The organism is Vibrio halioticoli NBRC 102217 (genome assembly GCF_000496695.1).
Classification (GTDB): Bacteria; Pseudomonadota; Gammaproteobacteria; order Enterobacterales; family Vibrionaceae; genus Vibrio; species Vibrio halioticoli.
In genome coordinates, this window is the sequence record NZ_BAUJ01000005.1 from 39,044 (window position 1) to 63,315 (window position 24,272).

At 43.3% G+C, this 24,272-nt stretch carries 12 protein-coding genes; 8 read left to right on the top strand and 4 right to left on the bottom strand.

Annotated features, from left to right (window positions below; genetic code table 11):
• Position 1: 1 nt before the first annotated feature.
• The gene (locus VHA01S_RS02775; protein WP_023402825.1) at positions 2-2,977 is read right to left on the bottom strand and encodes a molybdopterin-dependent oxidoreductase; all 2,976 of its coding nucleotides are present in this window, start codon (positions 2,975-2,977) and stop codon (positions 2-4) included.
• Between the two features lie 226 nt (positions 2,978-3,203).
• Between VHA01S_RS02775 and VHA01S_RS02780 the strand changes: the two genes are divergently transcribed.
• Both VHA01S_RS02780 and VHA01S_RS02785 read left to right on the top strand, forming a co-directional pair.
• Complete coding sequence (locus VHA01S_RS02780) at positions 3,204-4,739, top strand: sigma-54 interaction domain-containing protein (RefSeq protein WP_023402826.1); 1,536 nt, start codon at positions 3,204-3,206, stop codon at positions 4,737-4,739.
• Positions 4,740-5,048: 309 nt separating this feature from the next.
• Positions 5,049-6,527 (top strand): sodium:solute symporter family protein, encoded by a 1,479-nt coding sequence (locus tag VHA01S_RS02785; protein WP_023402827.1) that lies wholly within the window; start codon positions 5,049-5,051, stop codon positions 6,525-6,527.
• 391 nt (positions 6,528-6,918) lie between these two features.
• Here VHA01S_RS02785 and VHA01S_RS02790 read toward each other — a convergent pair whose 3' ends face one another.
• Positions 6,919-7,674: a TetR/AcrR family transcriptional regulator gene (locus VHA01S_RS02790; RefSeq protein ID WP_039970029.1), complete on the bottom strand. Its 756-nt coding sequence runs from the start codon at positions 7,672-7,674 to the stop codon at positions 6,919-6,921.
• A 155-nt stretch (positions 7,675-7,829) separates the two neighbouring features.
• Here VHA01S_RS02790 and VHA01S_RS02795 point away from each other — a divergent pair, with 155 nt between their 5' ends.
• The 3 genes from VHA01S_RS02795 to VHA01S_RS02805 are packed head-to-tail and all read left to right on the top strand — an operon-like array spanning position 7,830 to position 12,990.
• Positions 7,830-8,885, top strand: coding sequence for an efflux RND transporter periplasmic adaptor subunit (locus tag VHA01S_RS02795; RefSeq protein WP_023402829.1), 1,056 nt, complete (start codon positions 7,830-7,832; stop codon positions 8,883-8,885).
• Positions 8,885-9,937, top strand: a complete 1,053-nt coding sequence (locus tag VHA01S_RS02800) for an efflux RND transporter periplasmic adaptor subunit (RefSeq protein ID WP_023402830.1) — start codon at positions 8,885-8,887, stop codon at positions 9,935-9,937. Before VHA01S_RS02795 ends, VHA01S_RS02800 begins: the two co-directional genes overlap by 1 nt.
• Positions 9,937-12,990, top strand: coding sequence for an efflux RND transporter permease subunit (locus VHA01S_RS02805; protein ID WP_023402831.1), 3,054 nt, complete (start codon positions 9,937-9,939; stop codon positions 12,988-12,990). Before VHA01S_RS02800 ends, VHA01S_RS02805 begins: the two co-directional genes overlap by 1 nt.
• A 126-nt stretch (positions 12,991-13,116) precedes the next feature.
• Here VHA01S_RS02805 and VHA01S_RS02810 read toward each other — a convergent pair whose 3' ends face one another.
• A complete protein-coding gene (locus VHA01S_RS02810; RefSeq protein ID WP_023402832.1) occupies positions 13,117-15,780 on the bottom strand; it encodes a molybdopterin-dependent oxidoreductase in 2,664 nt (887 codons plus the stop codon).
• Between the two features lie 516 nt (positions 15,781-16,296).
• Here VHA01S_RS02810 and VHA01S_RS02815 point away from each other — a divergent pair.
• The 3 genes from VHA01S_RS02815 to VHA01S_RS02825 are packed head-to-tail and all read left to right on the top strand — an operon-like array spanning position 16,297 to position 22,999.
• A complete protein-coding gene (locus VHA01S_RS02815; protein ID WP_023402833.1) occupies positions 16,297-20,370 on the top strand; it encodes a zinc metalloprotease in 4,074 nt (1,357 codons plus the stop codon).
• A gap of 12 nt (positions 20,371-20,382) precedes the next feature.
• On the top strand, positions 20,383-22,608 hold the full coding sequence (locus VHA01S_RS02820; RefSeq protein ID WP_023402834.1) for a S8 family serine peptidase: 2,226 nt from the start codon (positions 20,383-20,385) through the stop codon (positions 22,606-22,608).
• Position 22,609: 1 nt separating this feature from the next.
• Positions 22,610-22,999, top strand: a complete 390-nt coding sequence (locus tag VHA01S_RS02825; RefSeq protein WP_023402835.1) for a hypothetical protein — start codon at positions 22,610-22,612, stop codon at positions 22,997-22,999.
• A gap of 323 nt (positions 23,000-23,322) precedes the next feature.
• Here the strand turns inward: VHA01S_RS02825 and VHA01S_RS02830 are convergent, their stop codons facing one another.
• Complete coding sequence (locus VHA01S_RS02830) at positions 23,323-24,168, bottom strand: REP-associated tyrosine transposase (RefSeq protein WP_039970033.1); 846 nt, start codon at positions 24,166-24,168, stop codon at positions 23,323-23,325.
• Between the last annotated feature and the right edge of the window lie 104 nt (positions 24,169-24,272).

Genomic DNA, 24,272 nt, shown 5'->3' on the forward strand with positions numbered 1-24,272 from the left:
ATTACTCTCCCTCCCATACACGGATATTCACTAAGCAAGAGTTACATGCCGTTGAGTGTGACTTTTTAATAATTGGACGGCTTGGGGTTAATGTATTTACCGATCCGCCGCGATCTGGTGAGCGTCCTGGTTCGCCAATTGGCTCATAGAGCGCAGAAGATTCATAAGAGTGCACCGTACCTGCTGGTACACGGCTGGTAATATGAGCGGCACATAACACAGAACCACGATCATTAAATACTTCAACGATTTGGTTATGCTTAATACCACGACTCTTCGCATCAGCGTCATTAAGACGAATAATCCAATAGAAGTACCCATCAATCTCAACGCGGTGATCGTGGATATCATTGATATAAGAATCCTTGCCATCCATCATGGTATGGAAGCTGTATCGGCTATGCGGAGAGATCATCTGTAATGGATATTTCTCGTACAACTCACCCGAGTGTGGCCCTTCCCAAGACGGAATGTACTTGGTCATAATTGGACGCTCAGGATCATCAGGAGCAAAGCGTTTTAAGCTGTTACAGACAAATTCAATCTTGCCACTTTGCGTTTGTAGCCCCTCTTTAAAACCTTCTTTATATTCAGAAGGAAGCGGATTCATCTCTGGCACATCTTTCTTACGCCCTTCGTAATACCAGCGCCATGACACAGGGTCTCGGTGCTCTTCTTTCGGCGGTGGAACCACATAGTAACCACGTTTTAAGAATTGCTTCCAAGAGATCTTGCTTGGTAAATCTGTACCATTAAATAAACGGCGTACCCATTCAAGCTCTGAAGTCCCTTCACTGTAGTAAGCTCCTAGACCTAGCTTAGAAGCAATCATGCGGAAGATTTCGTAGTCAGATTTAGACTCACCTAACGGTTCAATACACTTATGCTGAATGGTCACAACGCGGTGGTTTACCTGCGTATAACAGTGATGGATATAACCGCCACAGTTTGCAAACTCACCAATATCCCAACGCTCAAAGTTAGTACAAGCTGGAAGAATAACGTCTGCAAATTTCGCCTCACCTTCTAACCAAATAGATTGGTTGACGACCGTTTCTAGATTCGGGCTACGATACATGTGCGCGTAGCGGTTTGAATCGTTCATGGTGCCAAAGTGAGAGCCACCGTATTTATAGTACATCTTGATTGGAGCGTGGCCTGGTGCAGGGTATTTATACTCAAAGAACTGCCCTTCAATTGACTTAGTATCGGTCGGATAGCCGGTCACTTCTCCTTCTAAAATCGCTTCAGGGATCTTCAGCCTTGGCACTACCTGCTTGACCGTATTCATAGTCATTACTTGTGGCATACGCTGATACATGTTCACGCCAACACCAGTGCCTTCGTAGTCACCTGACAAACCGCCTTCAGAGTATCCAGGGAAGAAGAAACGCGTATCCACCGGAGTACCTTGTTGCAAACAACCCATGTTCACGCCCGGCTTACCAATGCCTTGCATCGCCATTAAGCACACCATAGAGCGTGCCCACTCGGCGCCCGTTGCACTGCGACATGCAGAGCCAAAGCCTTGAATACCACCCGCAGCTAGATAAACGCGTTTTGAACCCCATTTTCTTGCCAATGCACGCACATCATGTGCTGGAATTCCGGTTTCGTCTTCCTGCCACTCCGGCGTTTTCGGGATGCCGTCTTCGTTACCCAATACGTACTCTTGCCACTCAGCAAAACCTTCGGTTTTATCAGCGACAAAGTCTTTGTCGTATAGACCTTCTTTCATCCATACATAAGCAATCGCAAGCGCCATTGCATTACTGGTAGAAGGCTTAGTGCCAAACCATTTACCGCCAAGCAGTGCTGCGGTGTGGTTGTAGAATGGGTCGATATGCACAAACTCAATACCGAGCTGTTTTGCCCACAAGCGACGCTGCGTCCCTTCCATAGCGCCGTACACGCCGCTAGTAGACTCAGGATCCGCTGACCAAAATACGATCATATCTGTATGTTGCAGTGCATCTTCTACCGTTGAATAGGTATCTGGCGCGCCAAGACGAATTGAATTTCCCCAGTGGTGCATTGCGCCCCAATAGAAGCCTTCCCAACTGTCTGGGTTGTGCGATACATACGAAGTACCGATAGTATTAAAGAAGCGTGGACGAGCCGATAGCCAATAGCCTAAGTTACCCCAAGTATGGTGCGAGCCAGAACCGTTCATAATCGCGCCCGGTCCAAATTCTTTTTTCACGCGCACAATTTCTTTAGCCACTATATCAGTGGCTTCTTCCCAGCTAATGCGTTCGTAGCCTGAAATACCACGGTTTTGGGGATTACGCTCGCCATCTGGATCAAAATCGACACGCTTCATTGGGTACAAAATACGATCTTTAGAATAGATAGTAGATTTGATGCCTTGCGTATGCGGGCTTACCGTCACTTTATTGGTCGGTGTAAATTCTTTACCGCGGGCTTTGATTGTCCAAGGCTTAGCGTCATCCTCAGCCAAATCAATTGGCGTAATACGAATGATTTTGTCGTCTTTAACAAATACGAAAACCGGACCACCATTGGTGTTGTTCACATAGCGCATCGTGCCATCTGGCATTGGGGTGCCATACTTAACTTGGTTGTCCATGATAGCGCCAAGAATATCGGTGAAATGCACCACTACGGTGTCATCTTCTTTACCACAAATATCCACTTTAAATAATTTTGCCAGATCAATCACATCTTGATAATCGCGCCACGGCACCATCATCTTCATGGCGTCTTCTGCTGACTCAAATGTCATGACCACATCACAATTAATGTCTTTTTTTGATTGAGATCTTACTTTGCCGTTATTAAATTTAAAAACTCGCCCAACATCTGACGTTCGAATACAAATACACGCCGTGAAATCTTTTTGAGAAACAAGGGCTTTAAACTTTCGGTCTTTTTTAGTTAATACATTTATTGTATGAGTTAAACCAAATAAAATTACTTTTAATTGTTTATCTGCTGCGATATTAGGAATCTTCATCCAATTACTCCACTAACAACTTAAATAGTTATCTACATACTGCAAAATGCAAGCCAACATTTTTAATTATTAATTTATGGATCTCTATCACCTTAAATCAAAACTAAATAATGATCTTAATCAGTTTTTAGATAATAGGACTCAAGATAGAATAGGAAATATCACAGCGCTATTAAATATCATAACGATATTTCCTATTTATAATAAATTTAAGTGAAGCCCCCTTATGGATAAAGACAGTTTTTACAAACAAGCGGTAGAAGCCCTGACTGGAAGCTTAAACTTGCATCATGGCCTACAAAGTTGCCTGCAATTTATGACTGAAGTTATCCCTGGCGATGTGTTATCTGTGCACCTATGGGATGAAAACCTGTGCTCGCTACGAATTATCGCCTCTGCGGACATGACCAGCAGTCGCGCCTGCAACATTATTATCCCTATAGAAGAAGACTTTCGTTACATTCCACGCTGGGAGCAGACTAATGATGTAAAAGCGGTCAATGATTATCAAGACGACCCCATTAGCGCCAAAGTTCAAGAACATCTGAAATCCATATATGGCAATCATACTTACTCACATATGATTTCAAGAATAAAAATCGGCGAGCAACGTATTTGCGATATCGCACTATTGGCAAGAGGGGAAAATCGCTTTACCTCTTTGCATACTGAACTGTTCTCATCACTAAACTCCCCGTTTGGTATCGCAGTATCAAATAGCATTAAACACTTAGAAATCAAGCAAATGCATGAAAACCTATTGAAAGAAAACCAACACCTAAAACATAAGATAGCCGGCATAAATCGTATTGATGTTATTGGTTGTGACAGTGGTTTAAAACAAACCATGCAGCAGGTAAAAGCTATTGCGCTCACGGATGCACCAGTACTTATCTTAGGAGAAACCGGTGTTGGCAAAGACGTTATAGCCAATGAAATCCAAGCTCTATCAGCACGTAAAGACGAACCGTTTATTCGAGTAAACTGCGGCGCTATCCCTGAAAGCCTTATAGACAGTGAGTTATTTGGCCATGAAAAAGGCGCCTTTACTGGAGCAATTGAGCGTCAAATAGGTCGCTTTGAACGAGCGAATAAAGGCACACTCTTCTTAGACGAAATTGGTGAGCTTTCAAAACAAGCCCAAGTGCGCCTATTACGCGTTCTGCAAAACGGTGAAATGGAGCGCATTGGCAGTAATGCAACCATTAAAGTGGATGTGCGTATTATAGCGGCAACCAACCGCTCTTTAGATAAGATGGTAGAGAACAATACGTTCCGCGCCGATTTATACTATCGCTTGTGTCTATTCCCTATCACTGTGCCGCCATTAAGGGAACGCCTAGAAGACATCCCTCTATTTGCTAACCACTTTATCTCTCAGTGTTGTAATAAGTTACATGTCCCACGACCTGAGATTGCACTGGGTGAGATTTCTAACCTGCAAAGCTACCACTGGCCAGGTAATGTACGAGAGCTTGCCAATATTATTGAACGCTCTGTCATTAGTTGTCAGGGGGCAGAGCTGACTTTTTGTACCGTTGAACCCGATCAAACCCCGTACATTTTATCAACGCAACAAGATCCAGAGACTATGTTCTTCACCTTAGATGAAATAAATAAGAACCATATAGAGAAGGTTCTCTTATTTACTAAAGGAAAAATACAAGGTGCAAATGGCGCAGCTGAAATATTAGACATAAATCCACATACACTGAGAAGCCGTATTAAAAAACTTGGAATTCAAGTTCATACACTTCATTAATGGGAAAACTAATACCATACGTCGAAAAATGAAAATAAAACACATCACACTTATTCTATCTATTTATTGAACAATGTAGATTTAGCTCATGTATTTTTAAATTTTGAAATAGTATTTAGTGATCCAGCCTATATTATTAATAAAACTTATATGCCTGTGAGATTAAACTATATTTCTTTTATGAAATATCGATTCTTATCCATGCAAAATAATTGATATGAATAGTGATGCGCTTCGATTTTTTATATTGATATTTATCTCATTATAAACGCTGAATTTACGGATAATATCAATTAAGAGGTCTTAAATATGAACTCAGTTTTAATCATGGTACTTCTTTATAATCTCGTCGTTATTGGCGGGATTGGGTGGTACTTAAATCAACAAGATAAAGCATCGGGGCGTGTCACCGACATGGCACGTGGTGGTGCTGATGCAAATATCGCAATGTTTTCTGTTACGCTCGCCATCACCTACTTAGGTTCGGCGCACGTATATGGACTGATGGAAATGTCCTACGGAATGGGTGCGGTAGCGCTTTGGTTCTGTTTTGCCCACACCATACTAATGTGTGTTATTTGTATGGGTACTGGGCGCTGGGTTCGTCGTTTAGGATGTTCAACCATTCCTGAGCTACAAGGCAACTTATTTGGCAAACAAATGCGTAACCTAACTGCATGTATTAGTGCAATGGTGGTATTTGGTCTAGTCTCTCTTGAAACTCAAGCGATTGGTATTGCACTGTCTGCGACCAGTGGTTGGTCACTTCCTTTCTCAATCATTGTTGGTGCTTTCCTTGGTTTAGCGTATGTCACTATGGGTGGCATTAAGCAAACCATGTGGGTAAACCTAGTCAACGCTGTCGTAATGTATAGCTCAATTATTATTGCTGCGGTTTACTTAGGCTTCGTTCTACCTGAAGGTTGGGATGGCGTTCGCCAATTCTATATCGACAATGGTCAAGAATTTAAACTGAGCATTTTCGGTACGCCAGACCTACTATTTGGTTTTGGTATTGCCACTGTTTTCTCCGTAGTATTCTCTCAATCTGTTAACCAGCAAGGTATGGCTGCGGCTATGTCTGCAAAAGACGAATCGGTTATCCGTCGTTCAATCTGGATTGCCGCTCCTATCAACGGCATCTTTGGTGTATTCCCTGTACTTGTCGGTCTAGCGGCATTTACTATTCCTGAATTTGCGGAACTGGGTCCTAAACTTGCGGGCGCAACCTTAGTGGTGAAACTGCTACCAACATGGTTAGTCGTCATGCTACAAGCCGGTTTTGTGGGTGCGCTACTGTCTACTTACGCAATGACCGTATTGGCTCCTGCTACTATCTTCACCAAAGACATCATTCAGGCAAACCGCAAAACGCCAATGACGCCGATCGAAGAGAAGAGAACCATTCAGCGCCTTATCATTGCGTTCGGCTCTGTTGCTGCAGTACTGACCTTCTTTAACCAACCGGCTATTGTACCGGCTATCAACTGGCTATTTGCATGGTTGGCTCCGTTATTCTTCGTCACAGTTGCAGGACTATTCTGGAAACGAAACACCAATGTGGCAGTTACTGTATTGCTAGTATCTTGGGCGTGTAACATGATTTGGACTATCCGTCCGCTGAAACATGCCATCATCGAAGTACTGCCAATGACGGCACGTCTAGAAAATGCTCATATCACGGCATCGGTTGCCTTTATCTTAACCATTGTATTGCTGATGTTTGCTGGTGAATCTAAACCTGCAAAACTTCGTTCAAAAACGATGACACAAGCAAGCTCCCACTAGAAGGAATCGCAGATGAATCTTGCATTTGAAATTTTTTTACAGGCACTAACGATGATTTTTTCGATAACTATTATCTCTGTGGTTATCGCTAAATTAATAGGTATTTACTCAGACGAGGACAAAAAATGAATCAGACCGACGTATGGATAATTGGGGTAATTGTGGCTGGGTTTGTTTTCTATGGATGCACGGTGTATTTCGGTAGAGGAAACTAGAAATCTCACGCTATCTTAGCAAAGGGACATAAAGCATAAAGCTCTAACTGCGAGTCACTTCTAAACAAAAATGCACACCTTATAGAGGGTGTGCATTTCTTTTATCAGCTTTCTTTTTTCAGTTTTCTTTTCGGTAGATAGAGCGTGTTTTAACGCAATATCTCATAACCCAAGCGTTACTGTCGATCTTGCTTTAACAACTCAAGTTGCTGCTGATATATCTTTTGTAAATCAGCATCATGGCACTCAACATCAATCACCAACTCATCAATACTAGAGGCGATTAAACGCTGAGATTGAGCAATATCATATTCCCGAGCAATCTCTTGTTCGTAGAGCCTCCAATGTTCTAGCAAACCTTGTTGATAGGTTTTTCCCGGCCACGCAGCTGTCATAAACGGCTTAAACGCTACAGCGCCACCAGCGTGAGTTAAAAAGCGCCACATGGTCAAATTGGGGTTGTTTGATAGTCTGGCAATCACATCGGGAATATTGTCGTAAGCTCGCTCAACAACACTTTGAATATGTGGGCTATATTCCCCATCATCCTGTGCACCATTATCCGGGTGATGGATATAATCGAGCATAATTTGGCATAACTGCGGACATCTCAGCATATAGGCCATAAAGTGACACAAATAATGATAAATAAACGATTTATCTGCGACATCAACCTCTATGTACTCTTCTAATCCTTTGCCATAAATATCAACATAATCGTGCATCTTATCGATGATTGCTCGCCAGATCTGCACTTTGCTACCAAAGTAGTGGCGAATCAAACTGTGGGTAACACCTGCTCGCTCACTGATGTCACGTACTGAGACTTGGTTGTATCCCTTCTCACAAAATAAAAACGCCGCGCTACTAAGAATCATCAGCTTTGTTTTTTCAGCTTCTTCTGCGCTTCTTCGACCTTGTTTTCTCTGCACCACAATCCTCTGCGTATTTTGTTGCCTAACGTTAAGGTACTAAATAATGACATGAATACAATAACTCTTTTTATTTACTACACAAATGTAAAATATATTGATTTAACTTATTCAACACATTTATACTACACGCACGTACAGTAAAGGTGTGTAACATGAAGCTATTTCCCTTAATTATCAGCCTCTTGCTAGGTGTTTTATTAGTCGGTTGTGACCTATCTCACTCCGATGAAATAACTCCTAGCAATATTAAACCGATTAAAACAACCCGACTGCAGTTGCAGCATATGGACCCCTCCTATCAATTTTTAGGTGAGATTGTTCCAGTAAAGAACTCACCCATCTCTTTTCGTGTTGGAGGAGAAATACAATCAATATCAGTCGAAATGGGGCAAAAAGTGTCGAAAGGACAACTGTTGGCCTCATTAGATGATGCAGACTTAAAATTAGCCGTAAAATCGGCAACCACAGAATTTGTACTGGGGAAAAGTGAGTATCAACGTGCTAAGCAACTGCAGGCAAAAAAACTGATCAGTAAAGATGCATTGGACCAAGCCTATACCCAATACAAAACCACCGAAGCGGCGTTAGAGCAGGCCAAAACTGACCTTTCCTATGGCAAAATCTATGCGCCTTTTTCTGGCGTGGTCTCCATGCGTCATAGCAATGCCCACCAAGTGGTTGCGCCTTTGCAACCTATCGTCAATATCATAGATAACAGCAGTTACAACGTGTCGGTGTCGGTGCCGGTTTTAGTCGCGCATCGTCTTATGGGAAGACAACCTAAATTGCAATTTGTCAGTGATACTTTGCCTGATCATCCCTTCCCTGCGCAGATCATCGAAATATCCAGCCAACCCGATTTAGACACCAATAGCTATTTGGTGAAGGTGGCATTTAATTCAACAATCCCACTCATGCCAGGACACAGCGGTCAATTGCAGGTGTTTATCAAAAGTGATCAATCTGCCCCAAATCCTATTCAAAGCAGTGCTTGGATTGATATGGCAGAAGTGAATCATATGCAAAAAGGCCATGTTTGGATCTATGACCCAAGCAGTTCCAAGGTGCATCGACGACTGGTGTCGGTCAATCTTGATACTGGCGTGGTATTTGGCGTGAAATCAGGGGAAATACTGGTAGAAAGCGGCGTGCAAACATTAGTAGAAAACCAAATTGTACGCCCATGGATCAGAGAACGAGGCATTTGATGAAACGCACCTTAATTACCCCCTTAGTCGCGATAATGTGTACGCTTTTAAGCGGCTGTTTTAGCGAACAAGCAGCGCTAACACCCCCTACATTGCACCTTAAAACCTTTGAGGTAAAACAGCAGATCACCCTTGGCAACCGTGAATTCAATGGGGTCAGTGTGCCCGCAGATATCACGCCACTTGCCTTTGTTAATGCCGGTGAAATTACTCACTTATCCGTCAAATCGGGTGACACTGTCATTAAAGGTCAAGTGCTTGCTACTCTTGACGATACCCGTATTAATCAGCAATTAAAGCAAGCGAAAGTGGCGCTAGATCTTGCCAATAAACAACGCGCCCGAGCGCAACGGCTAACAACTAAGAAAATGATCTCTCGCGCTGAATTTGATGCGATTAACGGCAAACAACAATTGGCCGATATTCAGTATCAATCACTGCAGCGTCGTTTATCGCAAACTCGATTGCTTGCTCCTTTTAACGCAACCATCGCCACAGTGGAGAAAGAAGTCGCGGAAAATGTCACCTCAGCAGAGCCAATATTAACCCTGTATCGACACGACCGCGTGCAAGTGGATATCAATGTAACCGAAGAAATGCTGCTCAGCTTACGGCCCAAACTCGGCACTCAGGTGCAAATCCAGTTTGAAAGTTTGCCACAGCCTGTCAATGGTCGATTGTTGCTATGGTCGGCTGAGCCTACCGCTAATCACGGTAATTATCTGATGCGCTTTGAGGTAAACCAAACCCCTACCCAAGTATTGCCGGGCACCGCAGCGCAAGTCGTTATGACAACCAATAAAGCCTCGCAGACGCTTGCGTATCTTATTCCGGCCAACACACTGGTGGCGGGCAACAATCCAAGCGAATTTAGTGTTTGGCTGTATAAAAACCAACAATTGACCCAACAAGACGTCACAGTAAATTCCATCACAAAAGATGGCGCCGTGATCAGCAAAGGCTTACAGCAAGGCGATTTGCTCATCACCAACCAACTCTCTAAGTTAACTCATCACCGTCCATTTACCATTGTGGGCAAGGTATCTCAATAATGAACATCGCACACTACTCTATAAAAAACAGCGTCATCAGCTGGATGTTTATCCTGATCTTACTCATTGGTGGCATCATCACCTTTAACGATCTTGGTCGCTTAGAAGACCCAGAATTTACCATCAAAGATGCCATGGTAGTTGCCATTTACCCGGGCGCAACTCCTCACGAAGTGGAAGAAGAATTAGCCTACCCTCTAGAAAAAGCCATTCGCCAGTTGCCGTATGTGGATCACATTACTTCGACCACAACCGCAGGTAAAACCCAAATTTTAGTGCGCATGAAATCTATCTATGCTTCGGATCAATTAGCGCAAATATGGGATGAAATGCGCCGAAAAATCAACGATCTGAAACCAAGCTTGCCACAAGGGGTACAAGGGATTTCAGTGCTTGATGATTTTGGTGATGTGTACGGCATGTCGCTTGCCTTAACCGGCAAAGCCTACAGTTATCCTGAATTAAAACGCTACGCTGATTATCTGTCGCGGGAGCTAGAGTTAATTGATGGCGTTGGCAAAGTCATGATCACAGGCGACCAGCCAGAGCAAATCTATATCGAAATGTCCACCGAACGACTGGCAGCGTTAAACCTTGACTCTAATACTGTAGTTGGGCTCATTAACCAACAAAACTCGGTGCAAAATGCAGGGCAAGTGATGGTATCCGGCGATAATCTGCGCCTGCGCCCTACTGGCAATATGTCTTCCATTGAGAGCTTAGAAAACCTCATTATTCACGGCCGAGATACTGGCAAACTTATTCGCCTTAAAGACATTGCCACCGTTAAACAAGGCATTTCAGAGCAGCCGCAGAATCTAGTGCTATTTAACGGGCAACCTGCCTTAAACATCGGCATCTCGTTTGCATCAGGCGTGAATGTGGTCGATATAGGTCAGGCTATTTCACAGCGCATCCAACAACTAGACAATGAAACTCCTGTAGGTATGAAGCTGAATGTCTTTTATGACCAGTCTCATGAAGTGGCTCATTCAGTCAACAGCTTTCTAGTCAGCCTTGCGCAAGCAATAGGTATTGTTATCGTCGTATTGCTGTTTGCCATGGGACTGCGCAGCGGCCTGATTATCGGCTTAGTGCTACTACTGACAGTGTTTGGCACCTTTATTTTGATGGACTATCAAAATATCGAACTGCACCGCATCTCCCTTGGCGCCTTGGTTATTGCCCTTGGCATGTTGGTGGATAATGCCATCGTGGTGGTGGAAGGTATTCAAGTTGGCATGAAGCGTGGGCTGTCGAAAGCGCAAGCGGCTATGGCGATTGTCAAACAAACCCAATGGCCTTTATTGGGCGCTACTGTGATTGCCATTACTGCATTTGCACCGATTGGCTTATCGCAAGATGCCACGGGCGAATTCATGGCATCGCTATTTTGGGTGTTATGTTTTTCGCTGTTTTTGAGTTGGGTGACGGCATTAACTTTAACCCCGTTTTTAGCTGAGCGCTTTTTAGGAGACATTGAGCCAACCACGGACAACGATGACTTATACCAAGGCGTCATATTTACCCTATTTAAACGCGCTCTGATATTTGTCCTTCATTATAAAAAGTTATCTTTGGTGACGCTTCTACTATTACTGGTAAGCGCTGTCATTGGCTTTGGCTCAGTCAAACAACAGTTTTTCCCAGCTTCAAATACACCAATTTTTTATGTCAATGCGTGGCTTCCGCAAGGTGCGGATATTCGACAAACCACCAAAATAACCAAGCAAATCAATGAATTTATTCAGCAAAATGACAAAGTCGATTATGTTGCAACAACGATAGGGCAAGGTTGGCAGCGTTACTCTCTAACCTATCAGCCTGAGATGTCTTACCCTTCTTATGCGCAACTTTTGGTGCGAGCACATGATTTGGATAGCATGTTCGCACTATTAGACAATCTAAATACCACGCTCCCCCAGCAATTTCCGCAAGTTAATTTTAGGTTGCAAGTGGTGGAATTTGGTCCTTCTCCTGCGTCAAAAATTGAAGCACGTATCACAGGGCCTGACATGCAAGTACTACGTCATATATCCAATGATATTGAACGTATTATTGCCAGCGATCCTGGCGCGCGTAATGTGCGAAATAACCTGCGCGAAAAGAGCAAGATTCTCGTGCCGGCGTTTAATGAATCGAAAGCGCGTCGCCTTGGAATCTCTAAACAAGATTTGTCACAAACTCTGGAAATGGCGTTTGGCGGTGTGCCGATTGGTGTCCTTCGAGACGGCACCAAACAGCTACCAATCATTTCTCGTCTGCCTAAAGTGGAGCGAGAAGATATTCAAACATTGAAACGCTTACAAATTTGGAGCCCAGTGCTCCAAGGCTATGTGCCGATTGAGCAAGTTGTGGATGGTTTAAGCTTAGATTGGGAAGATTCCATAATTATGCGCCGTGACAGAAAACGTGAAATTTCAGTCTTAGCCGACCATGATATTCTCAGCAGTGAAACGCCAGCTGTGCTGTTTAACCGTATTCGACCGCTTGTCGAGGCGTATCATCTTCCTGCGGGATATCAGCTAAATTGGGGGGGTGAATATGAATCTGAGCAACAGGCGCAACAAGCACTTGGCGCGGCAATGCCTCTGGGTTATCTGCTGATGTTTGTGATTACGGTATTTTTGTTCAATTCCCTACGCAAGCCTTTAGTGATTTGGTTTACCGTACCATTGTCCATTATTGGGGTCAGTTTTGGCTTGCTAGCAACTGGTTTGCCATTTAGTTTCACCGCTCTATTAGGTCTGCTTAGTTTAAGTGGGATGGTCATTAAAAATGGCATCGTGTTGATGGATCAAATTAATACCGACCTTGGCAGTGGTAAGCCTCCGTATGTGGCACTTATCGACAGTGCGCTAAGCCGTGTTAAACCAGTGAGTATGGCGGCATTGACCACGATTTTAGGCTTAATACCATTAGTCGCAGATCCGTTTTTTGGCTCTATGGCAGTCACCATAATGGCAGGTCTTGGCTTTGCGACTGTGTTGACTTTGGTGGTTGTGCCTTTGTTATACGCAACTTTTTATCGGGTTAGTAACACGAACGCATAACGCACTGATATCAAAGGTAAATCCAAAAAATAAGGCCTATTCAATTTTAAATGAATAGGCCTTTCTTGTTGAGCTATTTTCTATTTCCAACAGCGCAGTAACCGATACTCTTTTACTGCTAATTAATTACTTAGCATCTTTTGCGTGAGCTTCTAAAAATGACATCACCAGTTTTCGCTGCTCAGGATCAAGCCCGGCACGTGGGAACATACTTTGAGTAATACTGTGCCATTGTGCTTTGGTGTACTGCTTAGGATCTTTTGCTGAGTGACACATAGTGCAGCGCTCATAAAATAGCGCCTCACCGGCGCTGTGCACGCTCGGCTTAGCCGCTTTTTGCGTCTCGGCACTATTAGCTTTTGCACGGGCTGAAATAGGCGCGGCAGTTACGGTATGCCCCTGTTTGTTGGTTTCAACAACTGGTGGCTCAAAAGCGCGATTATCAGATTCAGGATCATGGCAAGGCTTCATGTAGGCTAAGCAAGTATTGGCGATCGTCGCCTGACTAAGACCGCTGCTTGCTTTACTTGAGGTCAGCACATTAATTGCGCCGCCGTTACAACGTCCCCTTTGGTCAAATTGTAACCATGCGCCTTCTTCTAAACTGATCACGCCCGGCATGATTTGATCAGACACTTTCGCGCCTGCAATCACATGTCCACGTTCGTTATAAATCTCGACTAAACCGCCCGCTTTAATGCCTCGCTTGTCGGCATCTTGCTGATTAATGAGAACATATTGACGGCCCTGAACATTTTCAATGTTTCGAATGTCAGCGTTTGCTAACTGCGAGTGCACTCGCATATAAGGGTGCGGGCTAACCACATGCACCTGCTCAGAATCGGCGTTACCTAAGTACTCACTAGGCGTCATAAAGCTTGGCATTGGCGGGCAATCATTAACATTAAAATCGGCGATATCTTGACAATAAAGTTCTATTTTCCCTGAACGTGTGTGTAATGGGTTGCTTTCTGGATCATTGTAAAAATCACCGTGTCTCACCCACTGCTTGGCTTTTTCTGGGACGGGCATAGGCGCAACGCCTAATCGCCAAAAGTCATCAAATGGCATGGTAGCCGATGAGGCTTGGTAGCCTTTTTTCACTATATCGTCAGCGCTGGAATCTTGAGTAAACTGCTTTTCAACACCGAAGATGGCGGATAATCTGCGGAAAATCTCAAAATCATCAAGGCTTTCTCCGTATGGTTCTATCACTTGGCGCATCGCATACACTTTATCTGCGCTGTAAGTGCCGCCAGAGGTTACATCATTGCGTTCTAATGTGCTGGTTGCCGGCAGAACAATATCGGCGAAGCGCGACGATGCGCACCACCAAGGATCTTGGCAGACAAAGGTTTCCACTTTTTCGTTTAAGGCTTTAAGGAACTCATTAGTGTTTTGCTGATGAGACACCACATTATTACCGGCGTTATAAATCATTTTCACGTCAGGATAAGTGTATTCGAGACCATCTCGGGTAAAGGATTTGCCCGGGTTGTTCAACATCTCTGAGATGCGCGAAGCAGGACAGATCGATTTCACTAGGTTTCGACCTTGTGACAAGCCAATCGGCGCAGTTTTACCTGATTGTGGCATGCCGCCATTGCCATAGTGCCAACTAAAGCCAGCCCCTTCACCCGGCTTACCAATTTTGCCTATCATGGCGGCAAAGTTGATGATAGCCCAATGCACCATTTCGCCGTGATCAGCTCGTTGTAGCGACCAAGAAGCGGCAAATTGCGTGCGGGTAGTGACAAAGCGAATCGCCAGAGATTTGATCTCATCGGCGCTAATGCCAGTAATTTTTTCAGCCCACTCCGGTGATTTCACTATACCGTCGTCTTTACCTTGCAGGTGATCGATGTATTTATCCGAGCCAACGGTATAACGCTCAAGATATTTAGCATCGTGCATGCCTTGGCTATGCACGTATTGCGCCATGGCTAAAAATAGCGCGGTATCTGTGTTGGGCACAATTTTAACCCACTCGGCATCGAGCTCAACATCGGTATGGGTACGTTGCGGGTTAATTGAAATGAATTTAACCCCCGCTTGCACAAACTCTTTCCAATGCGGATACATTTGATGATCAGCAACGCGAGCTTCAATGCGGTTGTTCTTCCAAGGGTCGCAACCAATCAGCACAAAGGTTTGCGTATATTCCTTTATAACAGGCCACGCAGTTTGCGGAGAGTACACTTCCATATCGCCAATCACGTGCGGCAAAATAATTTGCGACGCGCCGCCAGAGTAATCACCAGTAGTTGCACTCTGGCCGCCAATAAGATTAAAGAAACGACCTTGTAATACATGCGGTTTCATCAACCCCGGATGCGCCCATCCGCCGTAAGAGCTGCTAAATATGGCTTCGTTACCGTGTTGCTCAACCGTGTGGTTTATGGCATTAGCAACCAAAGATAACGCCGTCTCCCAACTCACTTGCACAAACGATTCTTTACCGCGTAAATGAGGTTTAGTATCTCCAGTAGGATCAGCAAGATAAGACGCGCGCACCATAGGATATTGCACTCGAGTGTCATCGTATAAACGGCTCAAGATACCTTTGGTCAACATCTCCGTAGGCATAGCATCCAACTCAGAAATTGGCTGAATACCAATCACAACCCCATCTTTGACGATCGCATTAAAAGGCCCAAAGTGGCTGGCATGAGGGATAATTTGAGTATCCTCATCAAACACTTTATCGATAGAGAAAAGAGTAAGACCGCTACCAGTGACAATTGCCGTAGCCAGAGAGCCTTTGAGGAAGTTGCGTCTTGAAATCGTCATAGCATCGCTTACCAAAGAAGAAATGCGCCTGATAATAATCAGCCAAACGCATATAGTCACCCCCTTAAATGAGAATGACTCACAAACTTAGTTACAAAAAATAGTAACTTGCGGGGTCAGGTCTTGAAATTTGCATCACCCTGAGTCACTTCCATATTTAGCCGCATCTATAAAGGACTAAAAATATCAACATCTAATCATCAATGAATAGTTATGTAGGTAGCTATAGAAAATATAGACGTAGCTATTCTCTTTACTCAAGTTTTTAATCTAGGTTGAAAACTGAAAATTCCAATTTTGCAACATCAGATTGCATAGCCACACCCGTTACAGCAAGGACTCTCCCACACAGCCCTTAAAATGGGGTACCTTGCAAAATTCAAGACCTGACCCCCGAATAGATATGCAAAATTCAAGACCTGACCCCGTTGTATCAATTTGATCTGCATTATATAGTGCGAAGTTCGACATATTTTCTTACAAATTAATATTCATCGGCATAGTAGTAATAGATAAATGAATAAAAACTGGAATAGTATGGGCTACAAAGGAACTGTAGTGTCTTTGTTGTGTTCACTAGCAATAGTGGGATGCGGCCCGAAAGATGAAGAATATAAAGAAGTAGCTAAAGATATTAATCAGATGACAACATCTGACATTAGCAGCTTAAATGACACTAAATTCATATATAGCCATACCGTCACTCAATTACCGTCTTTTCTGAATAATGCGGTTGCCTACGATATTCGTCGTCATGCATCGGTAAAAATTAACCTAGTCTCAGATGGTATAGAAGTGAGAGCGCTTCCTCGTGATATTTATACGAGTGACAACCAAAGTAATATTACTAATTGGCCGATGGTGTTGTTTATACCGGGTAGCTATATCGACTATAAATGTCAGGAAGACAGCTACGACAAATGTATCAACAAAGAAACCGTTAATTCCGATGCTGATGTGTCATGGGATAAAAAACGTTACTTCATTCCAGATCTCGCCAATGTTGAGCAATTCTCAGATGGTGAGGAAGGTATCGGTCAACAGTTTAACAACTGTATGCAGCAGCAAGGTGGCGCAACCTTAGTGCACGATGGTAGTTGGAACGGTTCTGAGATTGACCTAAAAAATGGCATCATCAACTTTGAACTGCAAAAACGCTATACGCTAAGTAACAGTAACTCTTGTCAGGTTGTTTATCGCAATATTGCCGGTAGTGAATCAGGCACAGGCACAAGCTCAAACAGCTTCGCTACCCATGAATTTTACTCGATTGTTGCTAAAGATAATCTGAGTAAAAAAGAGTACACCCCTGTTCCGTATAGCCATGAAGACTTTGCTCGATTTGGCTTTTTTGACAGTGAAACAGAAAATTTAGCGTATATTTCGCTTCGAGATAGAAGCAAAGTACAAAATGGTCATCGTTACCATGACTATCTATATCGCTGGAATCCAAACAGAGAAAACATCACTTATTATTTAGACAATAATTATTATCTTCCAGAGAACAAACCGTATTTAGATTCGGCTAAGAATGCCATCAAAGCCATTAACATTGAGCTTAAAGAAGCGAAAACGGGCGTTCCGACTATTGTTCTTAAAAAACAAGGGGATAAAAGATTCGGTGACTTGCGCTATAGCTATATCACGCTAGATAACTTCGCTGATAACTTTAATTACAGCGGGCTAACAGAGTCTATTACTGATACCCAAACCGGTGAAATCGTAGCAAGCCATATTGTGATGAACCTACCAATGTCTCGCTCAACGGGCACAGAAGGTCGTTATGACACTATTCGTGATACGTTTAAATATTTAGACGGCAAACTCAATGCCGATGAAATCAGTGCAAAACTTACTAGCGGTGATATGAATGCGAGTGATACTAGCACGTCACAATCCACTGCAACCGCAGATGATACCGCGTATAACACATCCAGTGATGATGAAGCGCTATCTGATGCTGAACGTTCAAATCTGGCTAAATCAACCCAATACTATAATGCCCTGCATGGCTTAGAGACGTTTGGGGCGAACAAAAGGGTAGGTGTAGGCACTTATGATATAGACAACGGTGTCCATGCATCTACATCTATGAAGGTACCACCGATACCTAAAACACCTGAAGTTTCAGGGGATCAATTACCGCCATATATCCAAACGTTCTGGACAGAAAACTTATCTCCAATTTATGGGCCAGACTCAACGATTTGGGATGACCCTGATTTATGGACCGGTGAACCAAGACATTCTGACATGTTGAGCTTCTCTGAGTTATCTCCAAAAAATCAATTGCTTATGCAGGAAATTACCGGCAATGGTTTCTACTCAGCTATTTTAACTCACGAACTGGGCCACTCATTCGGTCTTCGTCATAACTTCCGTTCTAGTGTAGATCTTGCGCATCACTTCACCAAAAATTCGCCATTCTACAAAAAAGTACAACCAAAAATTGATAAAGCGTTAGGTGTAGCTGGCGATAAATCCATGCAAATCATTACCAGTTATAGTTCAGTAATGGAGTACATGGCAGATTCAAGCTTCTATAATAATATTTATGGCGCTTACGATTTAGCCGCACTGCGTTTTGGTTATGCTCGTGAAATACAACCTAAGATGTCAGATGACACTATCTTTGATGCTGATGGACCTTGGATAAGTGTTAAGACTCGAGATAACAGTATTCTAGGCTCATGGAAAAAAGAGCAGCCGACTACCCCAACCTTAGGCAATGGTACTATCTCTACTTTAGAAAAATCCTATAAGATGGATACTGTTCGCTATCAGTTCTGTAGTGATTCAGATATCGAAACGGATTTCTACTGTAATAAATCAGACGTTGCTCTTGAGTCTTCAGCAATGAACCCAGGGGGCGCGGATACATTCAAAAGTATCAGTCGCCAATTATTAGATGGTGTTTATGTCTCTTTTTATAATCAAAGTGTCGGCGGAAACGGTCTATCCGATCTCTCTGCTCTCGGTAAAATATTTGATAACGGCGACTACTACACCTCTACGAGTGCCTTGATTAAAATTCGTCATAACATTGCACGCGCAGCCAACTCAGCGGGTGTTTATGATGCGGACGATTATTTAAATGACCAAACTTGCCCATATAACTTTGGCTCTCAACCATCACCCTATTCAGTTAAAGGGCTAGAGCAGTGCACCTCATTGCGATTTAGTTTAGATTCGGTGTTGTTGTATTCTTTGTCAGCGCTGAACGTCAATGACGTTGACGCTCGCGTAAGAATATACCAAAGACCAAAACCAGGTATTAGCGTAAATCTATCCACTCCTGTTTACGCAACTGATGTCAATTTAAATGACCTGTATAACGCAGTAACGGACTTGCACATCTCTTATGATGGGAGCAAGTCACCAATGACATCATCAAATGATCTGCATAAGAACTTTACAGATGAACAGCATCAAGAGTTGTTGTTTAAAGTATTGATAGAAAATAATCCTGCGGTTATCAATGCGTTTAGCATGACTCAACCCGTACCTATTGATGCCAGAAACTATCGAGTTGAAGTTACTCCGTCACCAACAGCGTCTGTAGTGACACCGCTGAATGGCATTAATCTGCCTAGCGATATTCACCCTCAAGACGGAAACCTATATAAGAAAATTGCGCCACAATGGCCAACTAAACTTGAACTAATGCAAGATCTGTTGCGTACCTCTGATCTTGATTCAATGGACCACTTCTCTAATCTAGCGATGGTGGATTACGATCATAAAATGGGACGTACTGTTGAAATGTTCTTGTGTAACTCGGTAATGCACACCGATTATGCACAATTCCACTCAAGTACGGCAAAAGAACCTCTGTCTTACACGACAGCAATACCCACTGAACCTGTGCTAAATAACACTTGTGTTCAAGATATTATTCAACATAGTGACATTACTGACGAAGGTGCCATCGTAGCCGCTCAACCGTATGCTCCGTATATCTCATCTCCGGCGCCAGGTTTCTACTATGAGAACTACATCAAGCAATATCTGACATACAACTTATTAAGTGGTAAAGGTAACGATCCTGCCAATAAGTACATTGAACCTGTCACTAAGTCAGAGTCGAATAAGCACTTATATAGACACTTTGGTTTGTCGTACTCTAGCGCGGCAGAAGAAGGAATGACTTCAAGAACTAATTACCTGAAAGCATTACTAAATCAAGTGCTTTTAGCCACTGAAGATGGTGTGCAAGGCTCTTATGGCCACAGTGAAAACTGGCGCGAATATGTGTCAGTACATAAAGATTCAGGCCTGTTCCAAGGTAGCCCTATTTACACTTTCGATACGGTTAAGCAAGAGTACACAGTAGACCCAAGTTGGATGACATCTAACGAAGTTTACAACCCAGATACCGGTAAAAGTGTCTACATTGGTCCTAAAAATGCCTTAGCTCAAAAACTAAGAAAAAGGATCCAAAATACTGTTGTAAAACTATGGCAATTGAATAATGCGAGTCATACCCCAAGCTTGGTTCCGATTCCAGATACTCATATGAGTGAAAACCTTAAACTGCAACTAGAACGCGATAAGCAAGTGCTGTTTAACATTCTGCCAGAACTTGACTAAGGGAATAGACTAATGAAAAAGAACACTTTTATTGTATGCCTAGCAGGTCTTGGCTTACTGTCTGGCTGTGGCGGTGAAACCGCTAGCTCGGATTCAAATGATGTACAGTTGACCGCACACAATAAACAACTATTTGACGCTGTACCGCAAGATGCACAGTTTCAAGTAAAAACACTGCAACCTAACTCAAACCAGGTTGTTTACGCGGATGCAGGTCGTTTGGTTCGTTTTGAAAACAGCGGTCATACACTCTCTTTAGTGGATACTAAAGGTGTGAAAAATGGCGCTATTCGCCAAGATGATGATGCGTTGCTATACATACCGCAAACCGCGTCAGGGGAAACTAAATCTAGTGATAAATTAGTCTACAAAGAAGACGATGTTGAAAAAACGGTCACTATACAAATCAATAGCGACCCTTTGTATCCAGAGCAATGGCACCTACACAACGTAGGACAAACTAGCTATACCGACTATGATCTTGCCGCCGATGGCCAGACAGACGTTCATATGAGTAACGCAGTGGCTTCTGGTTATCTTGGTAAAGGCGTTACTGTCGCTGTCGTCGATCATGGCGCGCAGCTGAGTCACCCTGACTTAAATGTGGGTGAAGGTTCTATGAACCTAGCAAATGGCAGCAGCTATATCCCTATCAAAAGTGGTCATGGAACGTCAGTAGCCGGGATCATCGCTGAAAAAGGATGGAACAATATTGGCGGACGCGGGGTTGCCCCAGAAGCGAAAATCATCAGCTTTAACTATCTTGATGTCTCTGGTAGCGCTTTGGATTTTGCTCGAAGTCATGGTTTTTCCAAAATAGCCGCAACCGATCAAAATGGTATGCCAATCGCCGATGAGTCATCGCTAGATGGACTTGCTCGTGTATATAATGAAAGTTGGGCAAACTTAAGCTTTTGTGGAGAAGAAAGCGACCCTTGGTGTGCTATCGATGCCATTCGTTCAGAGATAAGTCGTAAAGGTGCAACGTTAGGGTTTAATGGCAAAGGCATTATTTACATCAAGTCTTCGGCCAACAATGAGCAAGGTTATACTTGGATAAACTCTAAGTACTATGAGCCTATCGATAAAAAGCCATTGGAGTTCTTTGGATTCGATCCTCAAGCCGAACCAGCAGTGGTCAACCACGGCCTTCCTTTTAGAGGAGCCATGATGAGTATTTATCAAAACTCACCATACCTAACGGTTGTGGGTTCGGTAACAGCACAAGGTAAACAAGCCAGTTATTCAGGCTCTGGAGCCAATATGTTTATCTCAGGTCTTGGAGGAGAAAAACCTTACGGTCGTATCATTACTACAGACATCGTTGGTTGTAATGAGTACACAGGTTTTTCAAACTTAAATGTATTTAATACCTTCGTCGAAGCGTTCGACCAAGGCCAAACTGCTGATAACCAACATTGTGATTACAACGCCTCAATGGACGGAACCTCAGCCGCAGCCCCTGTGGTATCTGGCGCTGTCGCGGATATTCTTTCTGCAAATGATGCACTGTCATGGCGTGATGTACGTGACATATTGGCGCGTACGGCACAAAAACTGGACCCTCAAGACAAGCCGGTAACACTGCCTTTAAAAGACGGCGACTTAATTGCGCAGTATGCGTGGGTGACCAATGGCGCAGGACTTAACTTCAACAATAAATATGGCTTCGGATTAGTCGATATCGACAAAGCTATCGCGCTGGCAAAAACCTACAATGCCGACACGCTAGGTCGATATATTCTGTTCCCTAAAGTTGAATCTAAAAAATTAGATAAAGCCATTCCTGAAGCTAGCGCAAAAGGGATAAAGGATGCAGTGACTGTTGATAATTCAGGCATCATTGAAACGGTGTCACTGCATGTAGATATTGATCATGAACGCCTTAACGATTTACAAGTCGAGTTAATTTCACCAAGTGGTACTCATGCTATTGCGCTAAACCCATACAATGGTATTCCATTGCTTGATACCAACCCAGCCAACAGAATGCACAGACTGGATTTCACATTTGATATCAACACCTTCTGGGGTGAAGATATGCAAGGTAAATGGACGCTAAGAGTCTTTGACGCCAACGATCAGGACTACTCTCAAAACGTCAGCGCCAGCGCTATTGACTATACAAATATTAAGAAAATCACAGCACCAAACAATGCAGTGCCTGGCGTTATTCATAGTTGGTCTATTCAAGTAAATGGTCATGCGAAAAAAACCGCTGAACATAAAGGAGCTTAAGATGAAGTTGAATTTAAAATGGCTGGCTGTTGCATCGCTCTTAGCAGGCCCTGCACACGCTGCCTACGAAATCCAAACAACAAAGGGCTTTGAGCAAACTTCGCATATCTATACTGGCGATACTATCCGTGAAGTAGGCAGCATCAACAGCTTCCAAACCAGCGGTGAAATCATTGTTAGCGTAGAAAGTGCTCACGCTTCTGAAGTGTTCGATACCGTCAAACAACTTGACGTTCAACTTGTCCTATCCATTGACCGCAGTTCAGACACAAAAATGGTGGTTATCAACGCCGGCGACAAAGACTTACTAGACGTGCAGCAAACCCTGCAATCCCTACCCGGCGTCACCCAAGTAAGCCTATCCGCCAAACAACAAGACCGCGCCCAATAACTTGCGGAACTTGCGGGGTCAGGTCTTGAAATTTGCACATGGAGTCATAAACGACTTTTGTAAATTACGCCTACCCCTGCATTTAGCATTTGTTTGATATGTATAGAGGCCTGACACCCGAGCTCTTTGGGGTCAGGTCTTGAATTTTGCACGGTATCAAAATACTTTGTTAAATGCTTAGTCTAATAGCAAGTGTAGTCATTAAAGTTATCATCCTAGTGAATCAACATTCTTGACCATAAAATTATAATTTTTGCTTTTAGAATGACGACTTATACCAATCACACTAAATAAGTGTTCAGAAATAGGTAAGCCTGCAAATTTCAAGACCTGACCCCGCTTTTAGCTAAGGTGCGACTAACAGTGGAGTAATGCACGCCAAAATACTCAGCAATTTGCTTTAATGTGTACGCTCCAGAATGGTAGGCTTGGCACATTGCTTCTGCTTGATTTTTCGACCGTGCATCATATTGTTTTAGGGATTTAGCTGGGGCTCGTCTTTGATGGCTAGGTATTTCCATTACATCGCCTTGCTTTGCCGAAAGTCGATACTGATGCTCTTCAACAAAAGTCTTACTGCCTAAGAAAACTTGATGCTGTAAGTGCTCCCAAATCTTTACATTATTCCCCTTAGCTACAAATTTGATATACGCTTGTATAGCGTGTTCTCTTTCCATAGAAAACTGCTGTAATAAGGTGTCAGTGAATAGCCACTTCGGTGAGGTGATATTGCCTAATATGTTATGCCAACTAGACCATCGCCACATATTCACATCTTTTACCAAGCCAGCCCGTACTGGGTTCAGAACGATATAACGGCATAACTCTGTCAAATAACTTTCTTTCTCTACCAAAATAGCTTTATAGCGCCCTTGAAATAGATGCCCTACTCGTTCGTATTTGCGATTAATAGCTTGGGTGAACACCCCATTTAGCTGACGCATACCACGACTTAGATTCCCCTCTGGGGTCTCTATCAGTAAATGGTAATGGTTAGGCATCAGACAATAGGCATGCACAACCCAATTATAAGTTTCGCAAACATCGCCTAACACATTAAGGAATAGCTGAAAATCACTGTCTTGAAAATAGATCACCTGCTTTTGATCACCCCGCGAGGTGATGTGGTACAAAGCTCCTGCAAATTCCAATCGAAGTGGTCTACTCATCCGTTTTTCCTCGCTAACACCACAGTAAAAATACTCTGGTATCAAACTGCACAAACTGACAAATAAACTGCTCTATTTTACGATCTACCTCGAAGCTTTTTCGG

What these genes read in the sequence shown, in the direction of transcription:
- VHA01S_RS02775 (WP_023402825.1), bottom strand. Translation starts at nt 2,977, where the DNA reads ATGAAGATTCCTAATATCGCAGCAGATAAACAATTAAAAGTAATTTTA.
- VHA01S_RS02780 (WP_023402826.1), top strand. Translation starts at nt 3,204, where the DNA reads ATGGATAAAGACAGTTTTTACAAACAAGCGGTAGAAGCCCTGACTGGA.
- VHA01S_RS02785 (WP_023402827.1), top strand. Translation starts at nt 5,049, where the DNA reads ATGAACTCAGTTTTAATCATGGTACTTCTTTATAATCTCGTCGTTATT.
- VHA01S_RS02795 (WP_023402829.1), top strand. Translation starts at nt 7,830, where the DNA reads ATGAAGCTATTTCCCTTAATTATCAGCCTCTTGCTAGGTGTTTTATTA.
- VHA01S_RS02800 (WP_023402830.1), top strand. Translation starts at nt 8,885, where the DNA reads ATGAAACGCACCTTAATTACCCCCTTAGTCGCGATAATGTGTACGCTT.
- VHA01S_RS02805 (WP_023402831.1), top strand. Translation starts at nt 9,937, where the DNA reads ATGAACATCGCACACTACTCTATAAAAAACAGCGTCATCAGCTGGATG.
- VHA01S_RS02810 (WP_023402832.1), bottom strand. Translation starts at nt 15,780, where the DNA reads ATGACGATTTCAAGACGCAACTTCCTCAAAGGCTCTCTGGCTACGGCA.
- VHA01S_RS02815 (WP_023402833.1), top strand. Translation starts at nt 16,297, where the DNA reads ATGAATAAAAACTGGAATAGTATGGGCTACAAAGGAACTGTAGTGTCT.
- VHA01S_RS02820 (WP_023402834.1), top strand. Translation starts at nt 20,383, where the DNA reads ATGAAAAAGAACACTTTTATTGTATGCCTAGCAGGTCTTGGCTTACTG.
- VHA01S_RS02825 (WP_023402835.1), top strand. Translation starts at nt 22,610, where the DNA reads ATGAAGTTGAATTTAAAATGGCTGGCTGTTGCATCGCTCTTAGCAGGC.
- VHA01S_RS02830 (WP_039970033.1), bottom strand. Translation starts at nt 24,168, where the DNA reads ATGAGTAGACCACTTCGATTGGAATTTGCAGGAGCTTTGTACCACATC.